Annotated in this window: 12 protein-coding genes; 8 read left to right on the top strand and 4 right to left on the bottom strand. The window is 44.9% G+C overall.

Annotated elements, in window-relative coordinates:
* Positions 1-132: 132 nt before the first annotated feature.
* Positions 133-1,110, bottom strand: a complete 978-nt coding sequence (locus LSG34_RS04855; RefSeq protein WP_233007685.1) for a TerC family protein — start codon at positions 1,108-1,110, stop codon at positions 133-135.
* 326 nt (positions 1,111-1,436) lie between these two features.
* Complete coding sequence (gene katG, locus LSG34_RS04850; protein ID WP_408636154.1) at positions 1,437-3,665, bottom strand: catalase/peroxidase HPI; 2,229 nt, start codon at positions 3,663-3,665, stop codon at positions 1,437-1,439.
* Positions 3,666-3,896: 231 nt separating this feature from the next.
* On the opposite strand from katG, the gene LSG34_RS04845 reads away from it, so the two are divergent.
* The 3 genes from LSG34_RS04845 (at position 3,897) to LSG34_RS04840 (ending at position 9,453) form a co-directional block, all read left to right on the top strand.
* Positions 3,897-4,178: a type II toxin-antitoxin system Phd/YefM family antitoxin gene (locus LSG34_RS04845; protein ID WP_233007684.1), complete on the top strand. Its 282-nt coding sequence runs from the start codon at positions 3,897-3,899 to the stop codon at positions 4,176-4,178.
* Between the two features lie 165 nt (positions 4,179-4,343).
* Positions 4,344-4,634, top strand: a complete 291-nt coding sequence (locus LSG34_RS20895; RefSeq protein WP_408636157.1) for a hypothetical protein — start codon at positions 4,344-4,346, stop codon at positions 4,632-4,634.
* Between the two features lie 274 nt (positions 4,635-4,908).
* The gene (locus tag LSG34_RS04840) at positions 4,909-9,453 is read left to right on the top strand and encodes a hypothetical protein (protein ID WP_233007683.1); all 4,545 of its coding nucleotides are present in this window, start codon (positions 4,909-4,911) and stop codon (positions 9,451-9,453) included.
* 265 nt (positions 9,454-9,718) lie between these two features.
* On the opposite strand, the gene groL is transcribed toward LSG34_RS04840, so the two are convergent.
* Both groL and LSG34_RS04830 read right to left on the bottom strand, forming a co-directional pair.
* Positions 9,719-11,356 carry a chaperonin GroEL gene (gene groL / locus LSG34_RS04835; protein ID WP_233007682.1) on the bottom strand — a complete coding sequence of 546 codons (1,638 nt, stop codon included), beginning with the start codon at positions 11,354-11,356 and terminating at the stop codon, positions 9,719-9,721.
* Between the two features lie 51 nt (positions 11,357-11,407).
* The gene (locus LSG34_RS04830; protein WP_053423916.1) at positions 11,408-11,698 is read right to left on the bottom strand and encodes a co-chaperone GroES; all 291 of its coding nucleotides are present in this window, start codon (positions 11,696-11,698) and stop codon (positions 11,408-11,410) included.
* Positions 11,699-11,837: 139 nt separating this feature from the next.
* On the opposite strand from LSG34_RS04830, the gene cutA reads away from it, so the two are divergent.
* The 5 genes from cutA (at position 11,838) to accC (ending at position 16,732) form a co-directional block, all read left to right on the top strand.
* Positions 11,838-12,233 (top strand): divalent-cation tolerance protein CutA, encoded by a 396-nt coding sequence (gene cutA / locus LSG34_RS04825; RefSeq protein ID WP_233007681.1) that lies wholly within the window; start codon positions 11,838-11,840, stop codon positions 12,231-12,233.
* Positions 12,226-14,064: a protein-disulfide reductase DsbD gene (locus LSG34_RS04820; RefSeq protein ID WP_233007680.1), complete on the top strand. Its 1,839-nt coding sequence runs from the start codon at positions 12,226-12,228 to the stop codon at positions 14,062-14,064. The genes cutA and LSG34_RS04820 overlap by 8 nt, the downstream gene beginning before the upstream one ends.
* A 378-nt stretch (positions 14,065-14,442) precedes the next feature.
* Positions 14,443-14,901 carry a type II 3-dehydroquinate dehydratase gene (gene aroQ / locus LSG34_RS04815; RefSeq protein ID WP_233007679.1) on the top strand — a complete coding sequence of 153 codons (459 nt, stop codon included), beginning with the start codon at positions 14,443-14,445 and terminating at the stop codon, positions 14,899-14,901.
* Between the two features lie 15 nt (positions 14,902-14,916).
* Complete coding sequence (gene accB, locus LSG34_RS04810) at positions 14,917-15,372, top strand: acetyl-CoA carboxylase biotin carboxyl carrier protein (protein WP_008899124.1); 456 nt, start codon at positions 14,917-14,919, stop codon at positions 15,370-15,372.
* Positions 15,373-15,388: 16 nt separating this feature from the next.
* Entirely contained in the window at positions 15,389-16,732 is a 1,344-nt protein-coding gene (gene accC, locus LSG34_RS04805) for an acetyl-CoA carboxylase biotin carboxylase subunit (protein ID WP_233007678.1), read from the top strand.
* The last annotated feature ends 97 nt before the right edge of the window (positions 16,733-16,829 follow it).

Raw genomic sequence — 16,829 nt, 5'->3', positions numbered from 1 at the left:
TCTTAGAATAGTGTGGATAGCTCTAGCCTAGCTGGGCCTGATGCAGTTGGGAAGAGTCTTGGTGCATAACGCAGCGCTGGTTGGCTGCCATGCATAACAGCACATGGCAGCCAATAGCTTTAACTAGCAGTTTTATTCAGCAGGAATCACTGCCTCTTTGCGGCTTTTTCGCAGTGACAACACTATGGAAGTGGCAATAATCACGGCAACAACAGACAAGGACAGAGCCGTTGGGATCTTGAACAAATCAATCAGCATCATTTTGATACCAATAAATACCAGCACTAAAGCCAAACCGTACTTCAGTAAACTAAAGCGATCGGCCATATCGGCCAGCAGGAAATACATAGAACGCAAACCTAAAATCGCGAAGATATTTGAGGTTAAAACAATAAATGGATCTGTAGTAATGGCAAAGATCGCAGGGATGGAGTCTACGGCAAAAATCAGATCCGAAAACTCAACCAGCACCAACACCAGAAACAACGGTGTGGCATAACGTACCCAGCGACCATCGACTAAGCGCTTTACAAAGAACTTATCGCCTTCCAACTGCTCGGTGATTTTATAGCGCCGACGCAACCACAAGACGATTTTGCTGTTGGCCAGATCAGGTTGTTGCTCTGAGGCCAGCCACATTTTTATACCTGTAAAGAGCAAGAAAGCGCCAAACAGATAAAGTAACCAGTGGAACTGAGTGATGAGCCAGGCGCCAGCAAAAATCATGATAGTACGCATCACAATGGCACCTATAACACCAAACACCAACACACGTTTTTGCAAATCTGCCGGGATAGCAAACACAGTAAAAATCATCAACCAGACAAAAACGTTATCTATAGCCAGTGACTTCTCAATTAAATAACCTGTGACATATTCCAAAGTTTTGGCTGTCGCTATGTCTTCACCAACAGTGTTATTCAGATAGAGCCATAAAGCGCCGGCAAACAGCAATGAGACCGACACCCAAATGCCGGACCAGATAGCAGCTTCTTTTACTGAGACTTTGTGTTGTTTACCGCCACCGACCCAAAATAAGTCGATAGCAAGCATAATAATGACCACGCCAAAAAACGCGGACCATAACCAGGGGTTTGCAATGGATTCCATAAGAATGCTCCAAACAGGATTTAACTAACCGGCAGTTGCCGGTGTTGTCCAGAACCGCCGGGGCTGGAACTCCTGTTTGAAAGGGATCTTTGCCAGAGCGGCAAAGGTCTTGCTCATCAGTGTGGTACTGACCTGGTTACCGGAAACCTGAAGTTTCGTAATGACGATAAACCAGTAGTGAGCTACTCCCCTTTGGGATACCGTAACTTTAGCAAAGCCCGACTAAAACAATCAACTACGAAGAAGATACAAGTGATCCCAGAGAAAACGGCGACCCAAAGGCCGCCGCAGTTTTATCTTCTCAAGTTACTTCAACAACAGTGCTATCACATAGTCAGATCAAACCTGTCCAACGTCATCACTTTGCTCCAGGCTGCAACAAAGTCTTTAGTGAACTTCGCCTTACCATCATTAGCGGCATAGATCTCGGCAACAGCACGCAATTCGGAATGAGAGCCAAACACCAGATCAACCGGGGTGGCTGTCCATTTCAGTTTGCCGGTTTTGCGATCCACTCCTTCGTACATGCCTTCAGTTTTAGCCGACTTGCGCCACTCTGTGGACATATCCAACAAATTGACAAAGAAGTCGTTGCTTAAGGTGCCGGGTTTACTGGTAAATACCCCCTGTTTCGCACCGCCTGTATTGGCATCCAGCGCACGTAAACCACCTATCAACACTGTCATTTCCGGCACGCTTAACGTCAGCAAATTGGCTTTATCCACCAAAGCTTCGGCCGGAGATAAAGCTGCATCTTTGTTGTAGTAGTTGCGGAAGCCATCAGCCATCGGCTCCAATACAGCAAAAGATGCCACATCGGTTTGCGCCTGACTGGCATCAGTGCGGCCCGGTGTAAAGGGCACTTCCACTGTGATGCCCCCCGCCTTGGCGGCTTGCTCTACTGCAGCACTGCCAGAGAGTACAATCAAATCGGCCAACGAGACTTTTTTGCCACCCTTTTGGGCTTTATTAAAGTCCTGCTGAATAGCTTGCAGCTTGTTTAGCACCTTGGCCACTTCAGCCGGATTATTGACCGCCCAGTCTTTTTGGGGTGCTAAGGCCAAACGAGCACCATTGGCACCACCGCGTAAATCAGTGCCACGGAAGCTGGCAGCTGCAGCCCAACTGGTGCGCACCAGCTCTGGCACTGTTAAACCCGATGACAGCACTTTGGCTTTCAGCGCTTTGATATCCTCTGCATTGACCAATTCATGATCCACAGCGGGCACAGCGTCCTGCCAAATCAGCGTTTCAGCTGGCACTTCAGAGCCCAAATAACGCACTTTAGGCCCCATATCGCGATGGGTTAATTTAAACCAGGCTTTAGCAAAGGCCAGTTCAAACTCCTTGGGGTTTTCTTTAAAGCGTGTGGTGATTTTGCGGTATTCAGGATCTTCCTTCAGCGCCAGGTCTGTGGTGAACATGATAGGCGCATGACGTTTGGTTTTATCGTGTGCATCCGGCACTAAATTGGCGGCCTGACCATCTTTAGGGATCCACTGGGTGGCACCAGCCGGGCTTTTGGTTTTAACCCAGTCAAAGGCATACAGGTTATCCAGATACTGAGTGGTCCAGGCTATGGGGTTGACTGTCCAGGCGCCTTCTAAACCCGAAGTGACTGTATCTTCCGAATGGCCTTTGCCGCATTTGTTTTTCCAGCCAAAGCCCTGCTCTTCCAAACCAGCAGCAGCTGGCTCTTTACCAACACAGTCTTCAGGTTTATGCGCACCGTGCGCTTTACCAAAAGTATGACCCCCCGCTATTAAAGCCACTGTTTCTTCGTCGTTCATCGCCATACGGCCAAAGGTTTCGCGAATATCTTTGGCGGCAAGTAAAGGATCAGGATTGCCATTTGGCCCTTCAGGATTGACGTAAATCAGGCCCATTTGCACAGCAGCCAGAGGTTTTTGCAGCTTGCGATCACCGCTATAGCGTTTGTCGTCCAGCCACTTGGTTTCAGGCCCCCAATAGACAATATCGGCCTCCCAATCGTCAGTGCGGCCACCAGCAAAACCAAAGGTTTTAAAGCCCATAGACTCCAGCGCCACATTACCTGTTAACACCATTAAATCGGCCCATGAAATCTGACGACCATATTTTTGCTTAATAGGCCAAAGCAAACGCCGTGCTTTATCCAGGCTGACGTTATCAGGCCAGCTATTTAAAGGCTCAAAACGCTGCTGCCCACCACCAGCCCCACCCCGACCATCAGACACTCTATAGGTACCAGCACTATGCCAGGCCATACGAATAAAAAAGGGCCCATAATGGCCATAATCCGGCGGCCACCAGTCTTGTGGTGTGGTCATCAGTTTGGTGATATCTGCTTTAACGGCTTTTAAATCCAGCTTTTTGAATTCTTCTGCATAGTTAAAGCCTTGATCCATAGGGCTGGATTCCACCCCATGCTGACGCAAAGGCGCCAGATTCAGTTGTTCAGGCCACCAGAACTGGTTGCCCTTATTCATACTTTCTGCATTGGCTATAGGTGTAGTTAAAGCTATCGAAACGGCGACTGCTAAAGCCGATAGTAATGTTGTTTTCCGTTGAAGCATATGCGCTCCCTCCATTGGTTAAAGTTTAACCTGCACCGCGATAAACACTAGACCAATGGAATAGAAAATGCGTTTCTAATCAATTTAAGTGATTAATTAAGATCTAAGCAATTTGTAAAGGTTTTTTGGCGGAGCTTTGGGGCGAGCGATCTTTGTAGCCAAGCTGCCTTGCTTGATCACTCAACTTGCACTATATTTTGTACGTTATTTCGTACTTAGTAGGGCTTTATTGTGGCACGTCTCCGACTTGATCAGGACATCCAACCTCTTTCTGAATTCAGATCCAGTGTTGCTTCTTATATCCGGCAAATTAACGAAACCCGCCGTCCTTTAGTCATTACACAACATGGCAAAGGCGTCGCTGTGCTGTTAGACGTTGCGGAATATGAAGCTATGCAGGAGAAAATTGAACTGCTGGAAGAACTGCGCACCGCTGAAGCCCAACTGGCGTCAGGTACCGGAGTTTCAAATGAAGATGCCCGCAGTTTACTGCTAGCGCGGTTGAAAAAATGAATGTGGTTTGGTCGCCTTTAGTCACTTAATAACGGATAAATAAGCATGTAGGGGCTTTACTGGCGATATTTGATATCGATAAGTTCAACTGTTTTTCTTCTGGCATTCTTCGATAGCCAATTCGCACTAATAAATAACATCGACAATACCGGTTTGTGGCCTTCTGTGTTCTGGGGAGTTATCAGCTTAGTTTTGGTGGTTGTTACCGCTGTTCAGCCCAATGGCGTTACCTACATTGTTTTTGGCAAAAGGCTTCAACTTACAGACCTTGTGTGGCGACAGTTCAACCTGATTTTACTGATCCTTCTTATCAATTTGGTTTGGCTGGGCTTAGCAGTAAGCCAACTCTTTAGCCCAGAACTTTGGTCAATGTATAAGCTTTTTGTCCAGCCTGCGATTTTATTGGTAGCGCCTATGTTGGGGGCTTGGTGGGTGACTCAGAAGGTAGCTAGTTAGCGATCGTAGAGAATTCTGGAAATTTTTATGGTTCGATAGCGGACTTTGGAAAGAGCAAGCTACTTTAGCTTTGATCCCATGCAACGGCCGCAGCACCGCGGCCTAAACTTAAGCAGCTAATGTTACCTTGCTGGGATTAAAGGACTCTGTTTAATTTGTGTCCTTGTTCTTGCTAATCATGGGGACATAGTGAGAGCTGACGCCAGTGTTGTTCTGGACAAAATGACTTAAATCATAACAAACTAAAGCAAATCTGATTTTTGGATAGCTTGTAGTGACAAAAGAAAAGGATATTACTCAGCACTTAAACGTACTGAAATCCGCATTAACGTCTTTAAAACCAAGCGGTGCCGATGGCTTTGAGGGCTTTATGCGCATAGTCTTAACTGAATTGACTGGTATTCCTTTCCGATTAGCTGCAAGTGGTTTACAAGGCGGGATTGATGGTGATGCTCTATTCCCTAAAGATGCTGTAAGTTTTGAGGCTAAACGATATTCTGAAAGTACTTTAAATAGGAATGATGTCCTAACTAAGATTGCTGATTTTGCACGTAATGGTGTTATAGCTGATAGGCTTTGGGTACTGGCTGCAACAACTGAAGTCAGCACTCAGCTTTCGGGAGCAGTTAGACATGATTGCACGCAGCAAGCCATTTTCCCACTTATTTTGGATTGGTGCGAATATCCTTTGCCGCTTCTTGCTGTAGCCGCTGTAGCTGCTGGTAGTCCTGCAATAGATTTTATGATCGCTAACGGTGATTCAGAACTTAGTAGAGACAGGATTGACGGCATCTGTAATGTAATTTCTAAGCACCCTCATTTTTGTAACCTTCTAACCAAACTAAAAGATGAACTAGATGTTTCTCAGTTAGCAACGGCTCGTTCTGTCGAATGTAATCAAAAATGGCGTGAACAGTGTTTCCGAGATAACGGAACATCAAAAATAATGCTTGGACAATCGCTTGGCATTGCTGCTTGCGCAGAAATGCCAACAATGCGCTCTGCGGTCCAACAAACAATCAGAGAGTCTTTGACGGCAGGAACTGTAACCGTGCTCCTTGGTGAAGAAGGTCGCGGTAAGTCGTGGCTTGCAGCGAAAATTTGCTATGAACATAAGGGGATTTCGCTTTTCATCAGCGCAGAAGCATTCAATGAAATTAAAGCAAATGACGTTGACGAATTTATAATCAAACAGCTTGTTCAGCAAACTAATGATTTACCAAGTTTAACATTAGAACAAACATGGAGGCATCGTATTAACTCATGGAAGGAGCAGCCTTCCTGCCAGCCCTTACTTATAATTGTTGATGGAATAAATCAAAGACATAATTTCAAATGGAGTCGTCTTTTAAATCACCTGAACGAGTTTTTGAGATCAATTCAAGGTCGACTGCTCATCACTGCGCGTCCCTTATTTTGGCATGAGATTGTTGCACGAGGTATCTGCTTCGAACCAAAAAAAATTAACATTCCGGAATGGACCAATGAGGAAAGAGACAAACTACTCATTTACTACGGTATAAATATTTCCTGGCTCGACATTACAACACTACAGACCTTAAAAAACCCTCGTTTATTGGGTGTAGCGGTAAACACTTTACCATGTCACGATTCGTATGCTTGGAAAGGTTTAACCACTGACAGGTTGTTGTTTGAGCACCTCAGAATGTCTCAAAGAGAGTGTTTTGAAGAACAGACTGTAAAGGAATTAACTAGTAGGTTAAGTAATATTGCGAAGCAAGTTTTAGTCAAAGTTCGCGAGGATGGGGAGCTTCTGCCTGAGCACTTCGAATCAGAATCTGAAGCTGTTATTGAAACTCGTTTTTTCAAAACTTTGCCAGGTCTGGATGGTCACTACGAACTCAGAAGTGAGGGGCTACCACTTGCTCTTGCTTATGCTGTGATTAACCAACTTTTACAGGCTCATCGCAGAAAACAATCGTTACATGAGCATTTGGCACATTTGATTGAACCGATTCGAGCTATGGATCGAACTGTCGATGTTATCTTTGCCGCAATGATGGTTTGTGCCCTAGACGATTTAGACACTGAGTTCGTTATTTTCGACCTGTTGCTTGATGCATTTTCCGACTTACAAAATGTCAATGACCGCCGATACGAAGAGTTTATTAGCTTAGTTGAAAAGCGTTCCGAATCTCTTTTCAAGGCTTTGCGGCAGTTCTTGCTTGAGAGCAGGCATAGGCTTAATCGTGATTGGTTTATTCACGCCGCATTTGAAATTTCAGCCACTGAGTATGGCTGGTTGGTAGCCAAAGAGGCAATTCATAACTGGCTTCATCTTTACAATGACGATGCAGTAGAGCAAATGGGGAGATTTCCGGTAAGTAACCAAGATGAACATACAAACCGTGTTCAAAGTCGAGAAGAGGAAATCCTCAACATTCGTTCTTCTTTATCTGATTATGAGCAAAGCATTTTGGCAACAATGAGTAAAGTCTCTGGTGAGGTTGATCAGCTTTATGAATGTGCACTTGAACTGCTTGCTGGTCATTCAATCGCTGAATTCACAGATAGTTTTATAGCATTAGGGTATGGTTTTTCTTTTGACAACAGAGTTTGGAGTTCTAAGAAAGCATTTCAACAACTTACTATGTTTAACAGAGCAGACCCGAGTGAGATGCGGGAATCGTTTATCAATAATGTTATTCCATTGAGGTCAGGAGGCACCTCGAATGCGGGACTTTGGACTTTAGTTAGAATGCTCTATGCTTCAGGCGATTATAACGCGGCAGAAGAAGCCTCAGAAATCGCAGATAAGCTACGAAATACTAGTGAGCTTTATGAATTTCCAGCTGAAAATCATTGGCGCAGATGTTTAGTTGCAAATCCTGATGTTATGGTGCCTTCAGATCTCGTTGAAACGTTACAAAAGTTCAGAGAAATCCCAACAGACAAACTCATGCAAGATATATGGGCAGCCTCAGAAGATAGTTTTTTTAAAGATTTTCTGCCCGTCGTATGCAAGTTTAGACAAACAGACGCAATAGAAAAAGCTCGTTCTTTGATCTTCAGCCTATTGACGCGAGAAGGATTTCCATTACGACAGTTGATGTTGAATGGCAGAGAATACTCAATCCTTATAGATAGAGAGTTCGCGTTAAAGTTAAAAGAGTATGTGACTCAAACGCGCATGAGCGATGTTTTGTGGAAGGAAGATCAAAATACTCAAAGAATGTTTCTGTTCGAATATATCGCTCCTTTTTTGACCTCTGAAGAACAGCTAGATTGCATGATTGATCCTGCATTTGGAACAGGTTACCTACTCAGTGTTATTCCAAATATAAAACAACAATCGGAACAAACAATTATAAACGTCTTGGTAACTGCGATTAGGCAAAATAATGAACAAGCGATATATGGAACACTAACCGCTGCACGTTTTGGTAATGTATCAATTTCTAATGAATTAGAGTCTCAGATTTTAGAATGTTTGAATTTTGACTCGTCTCGCGTTAGGGCCATTTGCTTTGAATTAGCTCATTTTAAAAAACTTCGGAGTATTATCCTTACAGTCGCCCATAGCTCATGGAACTGGAAAGATGCTACAGAAAACACTCATGAGGATTGGTTTGGATCATTACTTCTTGTCCAAGCTAGCGCTCTTGGAGAAATAGAAATTGATGCAATGCTTCAACGGGTTAAACCCAGGGTATGGTTTAATGCGGTTAAGCTTATTGGTGAAGACATATCTCATTTATTAGCCAAAATGTTTTTACATCGAATCCAAAACTCGATCCAAGAAAGCAAATCGCTCAGCTTTCCCGATATCGATTTTGAACTCTCGGGGAATGAGATAGACCGACTTCCATTATTGGATATCAAAGAATCAAATCGATCTGAAGGGCGCTTCCATCCACACAAAAGTTTAAGCGATTCCATGAAAGGCTTTACAGACTACCAATCAAAGAGGGAACGTCTTCGTGAAATTTCCAGTTCTTTCCTAAAAGGATTAGAAGGCTTTGATTCTCGTATTTTTTTCGAATGGATCACTATTGATAATTTAAAAACGCTTACAGACTTTGTTCCTGATTTGCTATCTGAATTGGTAGGCAAATTGGTTCTTGTGAGTGAAAAAGAATTTACACTTTTAAAAAATATCGCGCTAGCTGTAGGAAATCTTGTCTCAGGGGAAAAGCCAGAACTAGCCGTTCAACTTTTTCAACGAGCTATGGATAGTGGGAACTTTGTAAGTCATGGTTATGGGGATGGTTTAACACTTGAGCACAAAGCTATATGGTCTGCAGTTCCTTCGCTTTCAATGTATTCACTTTGGAAAAAACGTATTTTGAGGGCTCTTAACGACGATGAATTAGCAAAAGAAGTGCTTGCAGCCGAACGATATGGTGCAAAGCAGTTCATCTACGATTATGTAATGGAGTTAAAAAGCAGCAGATTAGCCTTGGATAGGGCATATGCTATTACAATTGTTGGATTTTCCCGAAAGCTTAAGCAATTTTCTGATCTTATAGAAACCCATCTGAATGAAGAAGGGATCTCTGGATACGCTGCTAAAAAAGCGAAAATAGCCTTGGATTCGGCATCGTGGGCCGAAGGTTGGGTTCAAGGCATGTGGAACTCAGAGTCACAGGATGAGTTCTTTTGCAGATTGGTTATCGCAAAAACATGCATTGACGCTCGTATTGAACCTAAGCCGCTTGAAAGTACCGCATGGAAACATTTTGCGCCAATATTTTGGAGAGCCAGAGATTCAGTAATAAAAAAACAGACCGAGTCGCGTAAAAAGACCCTTTTGGGACAAGAAGCCCCAGAGAAAATTTTCCTAATTGGGTATAGATGAAATTTCTATTTATGAAGTATGTATGAGTTTGGTTATGTCATCTTCAAGCTTAAAGTCATCTATGAGCTATTGGTCTGACGAGGACTAATAAGAACGTAATCCTGTAGTGATTGAGGACTCGGATAACAATTTGGGACCAGAGCATATTTACTTCACAAATTTTCACCGAACTTTGCGGTTTCTCCCCTTCAAAATCCATTATGTCCATAAACAGAAAACCCGGCATAAGCCGGGTTTTCCTTTGAGAAACAATGACGTAACTAAGTTACATCATACCGCCCATGCCACCCATGCCGCCCATATCTGGCATTGATGGAGCATCTTTCTTCGGCAGTTCTGTAACCATAGCTTCGGTGGTGATCATCAGAGAACCAACAGAAGCAGCGAACTGCAGAGCAGAACGGGTAACTTTAGTTGGATCCAGGATACCCATTTCCAGCATATCGCCGTACACGCCAGTTGCAGCGTTGTAACCGTAGTTGCCTGAACCGTTTTTCACGTTGTTTACAACAACTGATGGCTCTTCACCTGCGTTATCAACGATTTGACGCAGAGGTGCTTCCATCGCACGCAGTGCGATTTTGATACCGTGGTTCTGGTCTTCGTTGATGCCACGCAGGTCAACCAGCTTGGCAGCTACACGTACTAAAGCCACACCACCGCCAGGTACTACGCCTTCTTCAACGGCAGCACGGGTTGCGTGCAGCGCGTCTTCTACGCGGTGTTTTTTCTCTTTCATTTCGATTTCAGTGGCAGCGCCTACTTTAATCACAGCAACACCACCAGCTAACTTAGCCAGGCGCTCTTGCAGTTTTTCTTTATCGTAATCTGAAGTGGCGTCTTCCACTTGTTGACGGATTTGCTTCACGCGACCGTCAATGGCTTCCTGCTCACCAGCACCATCAATGATAGTGGTGTTGTCTTTAGTGATCACAACACGTTTAGCAGTACCTAAATCTTCCAGAGTGGCTTTTTCCAGCTCTAAGCCGATTTCTTCAGAAATCACTACACCACCAGTTAATACAGCGATGTCTTGCAGCATAGCTTTACGACGGTCACCAAAACCTGGAGCTTTCACTGCAGAAACTTTAACTATACCGCGCATGTTGTTCACAACCAGCGTAGCTAAAGCTTCGCCTTCTAAATCTTCAGCGATGATCAGAAGCGGTTTGCCTGACTTGGCCACGCCTTCTAATACCGGCAGTAATTCACGGATGTTGCTGATTTTTTTATCAACAGTCAGGATGAACGGGTTGTCCAGTTCTACCTGGCCAGCTTCCGGGTTGTTGATGAAGTACGGAGACAGGTAACCACGGTCAAACTGCATACCTTCAACCACAGCCAGCTCGTTCGCTAAGCCCTGGCCTTCTTCAACAGTGATCACGCCTTCTTTGCCTACTTTGTCCATGGCATTGGCAATGATTTGGCCAATTTCATCGTCAGAGTTTGCAGAGATAGTACCAACCTGAGCAATTGCTTTGGTGTCGGCACATGGCTGAGATAATAATTTCAGTTCAGCAACAGCAGCGATTACCGCTTTGTCGATACCACGTTTTAAATCCATTGGATTCATGCCGGCAGCAACAGCTTTTACGCCTTCGTTGATAATGTTTTGCGCTAACACAGTAGCAGTAGTAGTACCGTCACCGGCTTCGTCATTGGCTTTAGAAGCAACTTCTTTCACCATTTGTGCGCCCATGTTTTCGAACTTGTCTTCCAGCTCGATTTCTTTGGCAACAGATACACCGTCTTTGGTGATCATTGGCGAACCAAATGACTTGTCCAGAATCACGTTACGGCCTTTAGGGCCTAAAGTAACGCGCACTGCGTTTGCTAAAATGTTGACGCCTTTGAGCATCTTGTTACGGGCGTCATCGCCAAAACGTACTTCTTTTGCAGCCATTTTAAAAATTCCTCTGAATACTTTGAAATTAAATTAGAAAGTTCGGTTTAATTATTCGGTGATCACGCCAAGGATGTTGTCTTCTTTGGTGATGACATATTCCTGGCCTTCGATTTTTTCAGTGCGCTCTACGTAAGCACCAAAGATCACTTTGTCGCCGACTTTCACATCTAAAGGACGGACTGTGCCGTTTTCTAAAATGCGGCCGTTGCCTACAGCAACAACTTCACCACGAGTAGATTTTTCAGCAGAAGCGCCAGTCAGCACAATACCACCAGCGGATTTGCTTTCAGCTTCTAAACGCTTGATGATGACGCGATCGTGTAATGGACGAATATTCATGCTTTTTTATCTCCTAAAAGCGATTTGAGTTTAACATTGAGTGTTAAAGCGGTTGACAGCTATATGGGGCAATCTCCTTATGAACCCAAGGGCTATTTTCTAAAAATTTTGCGCTTTCGAGTGTTTCTGCTTAGTTTTTGTGCAAACACAGTATTTTGTGCAACAAAACCAGTACTTCGCAGGTCTTGTTTGCCGTGACAAAGAGGATATCGCCATGATGATGGAACTGATTTTATGCAATTGTCCTGATTTACAGGTGGCAGAGCGCATAACTCAGCAGCTGCTGGAGCGAAAACTGGCGGCTTGTGTTAACGTTTTGCCTGCGGTGCAATCGCATTATGTCTGGCAGGGCAAACTTGAACAAAGCACTGAAATTCCGTTGTTAATTAAAGCCAGAAAAGAAGATTTTATCGAAATTGAACAGGCCATTTGTGCTTTACACCCGTATCAAGTGCCTGAAATTATTGCCATTGCCGCGCAACAAGTATTCGCCCCCTATTTACAGTGGGTTCAAGAGGTAACAAGTCGTGATTAAGAGTTTTTTATTTAGCCTGCTGTTAAGTCTCTCTTTTATAAGCCAGGCCCAAAGTACCAATGCGCTGGCCGCCTTGCAGCAAGGTTCGCAGTTTCTGCCGGTAGAGCAGGCTTTTGTGATGGATTTCCGTCAGCAGGACGATTCAACAGGCCAGGCGAAATTACAAGTCAGCTTTACCATAGCGGACGGCTACTACCTGTATAAAGACAAATTTAAGTTTGTGGGTATAGATGCGGCCTTTTCCCATCCGCAGTATCCAAAAGGCGTGATGATTAAAGATGAATACTTTGGTGAGTCCGAAGTCTATTTCCATCAGGTGGTATTGGATATTCCGCTGAGCCAATTAGGTTCTGAAGCCATGCTCAAAGTGCGCTTCCAGGGCTGTGCAGAAGCAGGTTTATGTTATCCGGTGCAAACGCTGGATATTCCATTAATAGCACCAGCAGTTGACGAAGGCCCGGCGGCGAGTGCCAGTACTGCAGATGCCGCAGCCGCTTTAGGTATAGTTGATAACTCTACAGCGAATACTTCAACAACCTCTACAGCTCCTGTTTCAGAGCAGCTGCAACTGTTAGATAAACTACAAACTGACAGCACAGTCAAAGCACTATTTTTGTTTTTCCTGCTGGGTTTAGGTTTGGCTTTTACGCCTTGTGTATTCCCTATGTATCCGATTTTAACCAGCATTATTGTAGGGCAAGGCCAGCAGTTATCCGGCAAACGCGCTTTTAGTTTGTCTATGGCTTATGTGCAGGGTATGGCGGTCAGCTACTCTTTATTGGGTTTATTGGTCGCAAGCTTAGGTTTGCAGTTCCAGACCTACTTTCAACACCCCATCGTCTTAGTTGCCATCAGCATTTTATTTGTCGCTTTGGCTTTGGCTATGTTTGGCGTATTTAACTTAAGCCTGCCGGAAAAATGGCAAAACAAGGTGAATAGTTTAAGCAACAAACAACAAGGTGGCAGCATTAAAGGCGCGGCTTTGATGGGTTTGTTATCAGGTTTAGTTGCCTCCCCTTGCACTACTGCGCCACTGACAGCAGCACTTTTATATGTAGCTCAGTCCGGCGATTTAGCTTTAGGCGCTTTAACGCTGTATATCTTAAGTATGGGTATGGGTTTACCTTTGCTGATTTTAGGCAGTACTGGCGGTAAGTTTTTACCAAAAGCTGGCGCCTGGATGGATGTGGTTAAAGCCAGCTTTGGTTTCCTGTTATTAGCAGTGCCAGTCTGGTTACTTAGCCGTTTCCTGCCTGCTTATGTGGTGGTGATTGCTGCAACTCTAGTTTTGTTAATGCTAGCCGTGTATTTACACCGCTTATCGCAGCAGCTCTCTGCAGGCACCACAGGCCAAAGTATCAGTTGGATGCTGGCATTAGTGATAGTGCTTGGCACTACAGGTGCAAACTTATGGTATTGGTTGCCTGGAACTACAGTTACAACGACGCAAGCCACTCAAACACAAAACACTGAATTTAAACTGGTGAAAACTCTGGATGAGCTGCAACAGGAAGTGAAAAAATCAGCCGAGGCAGGTAAACCTGTGCTGGTAGATTTGTTCGCCGAATGGTGTGTGGCCTGTAAAGAGTTTGAGCACATCACTTTTGCCGATGGCGAAGTGAAAAGTTTAATGGCGCAATTTACGTTAATTAAGGTTGATGTAACCCATGCGACCGATCAGGATCAGCAATTGTTGGATCATTTTCAGGTTTTAGGTTTGCCAACTTTGCTGTTATTTGACAAAAACGGCAGCGAATTAACGCAATCTCGCATCACTGGCTTCATGGGGCCGAAAGATTTTAGTGCCCATTTAGGCCCAATACTGCAGTAAAAATTTCCGCGCTACTCACGGCAAAGTCAGACTGGCTCTGACTTTGCCTGAATTTCCCCACTTCAGTTTCAACTTCGTAAAAAAGTTCCGTTCTGCTGATAAGACCAGTATTTTGCTGCCATTTGCAACGATTTCACTATAATAAGCGGCAAATCTGCAGCGACAGCTGGTCGCTGAACAAAAAAGATGCAATTGCTTTATGCCTTCGGCAATATATAACCAAAGTAATTGGAGTTGCGGCGCGACGACAAGCGAAAGAGTCCCCATGAGCATAGTTGTCCTATGTGATTGGGGCGAAATAGCGCAGTCAACAAAGCAGCAGCTTCAAGTACGCAGGGTATTTAGCAATCAATAAAAATGACGGGATATTCGCGCTATATGTCTACAAACTTACGTATTTTGCTGCTCAACGGCCCTAACTTAAATATGTTAGGCAAACGTGAGCCTCAAATTTATGGCGCCGCGACTTTACCGCAAATTGTTGATGCATTAACTCTTCGTGCCAAAGAGCTGAATGCCACTTTGACTCATCTGCAATCTAACGCCGAACATGAGCTCATCAACGCTATTCAGCAAAGTTTAGGACAACAGGACTTTATTATTATCAACCCGGGCGCATATACCCATACGAGCGTGGCGATTCGTGATGCGCTGCTGGCCGTGGCTATCCCTTTTATTGAAGTGCATTTGTCCAATGTACATGCGCGGGAAGAATTCCGTCGTCACTCGTATTTATCCGATATCGCCAAAGGTGTGATTTGTGGTTTAGGTGCCAAAGGCTACCACTACGCACTGGAATCGGCGGTGTCGTCCTTATCAACCATTCCATCAAATTAATTAGGCAACTACGTCATGGATATCAGAAAAATTAAAAAATTGATCGAACTGCTGGAAGAATCAGGCATTAACGAGCTTGAAATTACTGAAGGCGAAGAATCCGTTCGTATCAGCCGCAATGGCCCAATGCAACAATATGCTCCTATGCACTATGCTGCTGCGCCAATGCAACAAGCTCCAGCGGCAGCACCAGTTGCTGCCGCCGCTCCTGCTGAAGCTGCCAAGCCGGTAGTCACAGGCCACCAGATGCGTTCACCTATGGTAGGTTCGTTCTACCGCGCTGCATCTCCTACTTCTAAATCTTTTGTTGAAGTGGGCCAGAGCGTTAAAGTGGGCGACACCCTGTGTATTATCGAAGCGATGAAAATGATGAACCAGATCCAGTCTGACAAGGCCGGTGTGGTGACACAAATTCTGGTAGAAAACGGCGAGCCGGTTGAGTTTGACCAGCCATTATTTGTGATCGAATAAGTTAAAAGGCAGACTCATGCTAGAAAAAGTACTGATCGCCAACCGGGGTGAAATTGCACTGCGTATTTTACGTGCGTGTAAAGAACTCGGTATCAAAACGGTAGCTGTGCATTCCACAGTAGACCGTAATCTGAAACACGTGCTGCTGGCCGACGAGACCATTTGTATTGGTCCTGCGCCGTCACCACAAAGTTACTTAAATATTCCTGCGCTGATTGCCGCAGCTGAAGTGACCAATGCCCAGGCTATTCACCCAGGTTATGGTTTCTTAGCTGAACGTGCTGACTTTGCGCAGCAAGTGGAAGAAAGTGGTCTGGTGTTTATCGGCCCACGTCCTGAGTCTATCCGTTTAATGGGTGACAAGGTTTCTGCCATTGAAGCGATGAAAAAAGCCGGTGTACCTTGTGTACCAGGTTCTGACGGCGCTGTAGGCGACGACGACGAAGTCAACAAAGCCATAGCTAAGCGTATCGGTTATCCGATTATCGTTAAAGCTGCTGGTGGTGGTGGTGGTCGTGGTATGCGTGTAGTGCGCAGCGAAGACGAATTGGTTGAATCTATTGCGATGACCAAAAACGAAGCAGGCACTGCTTTTGGTAATGACATGGTGTACATGGAGAAATTCCTGGAAAACCCACGTCATATCGAAATTCAGGTGCTGGCTGACGGTCAGGGCAATGCCATTCACTTAGGTGAACGTGACTGCTCTATGCAACGTCGTCACCAGAAAGTAGTGGAAGAAGCGCCAGCTCCAGGTATTACAACTGAACTGCGTAACTTTATCGGTGCCCGTTGTGTGCAGGCTTGTATCGACCTGAACTACCGTGGTGCTGGTACTTTTGAATTCCTGTTTGAAGACGGCGAGTTTTATTTCATCGAAATGAACACCCGTATTCAGGTAGAACACCCAGTGACAGAAATGATCACTGGTGTGGACTTGATTAAAGAGCAGCTGCGCATCGCCTCTGGTATGCCACTGAGCATTAAGCAGTCAGACATTGTGATCCGTGGTCATGCTGTGGAATGCCGTATCAACGCTGAAGATGCCAAGACCTTTATTCCGTCGCCAGGCACCATCACCCGCTTCCACCCACCAGGTGGCAACGGTGTGCGTTGGGATTCGCATATTTACGCTGATTACACAGTGCCGCCAAACTACGATTCAATGGTTGGCAAGCTGATCACTTACGGTGAAAACCGTGATATCGCAATAGCCCGTATGCGTAATGCATTAAGCGAATTGCTGGTCGGTGGGATCAAAACCAATATTGAACTGCACAAGCTGATTATGACAGACGAGAACTTCAATAAAGGTGGAACTAACATCCACTATTTGGAACATAAACTCGGCCTGAAATAAATCCCCTTCGTATTTGAAGCTGCAGCGTTGTTGCCTGCGTGCCCGAGCCCCAGTCACATAGGCAACTATGTTCCTGGGGTCTCAAGCTCTTGTCGCC

This window comes from Rheinheimera faecalis (assembly GCF_021290965.1).
Classification (GTDB): domain Bacteria; phylum Pseudomonadota; class Gammaproteobacteria; order Enterobacterales; family Alteromonadaceae; genus Pararheinheimera; species Pararheinheimera faecalis.
This window is presented reverse-complemented; position numbering and strand designations above follow the sequence as displayed.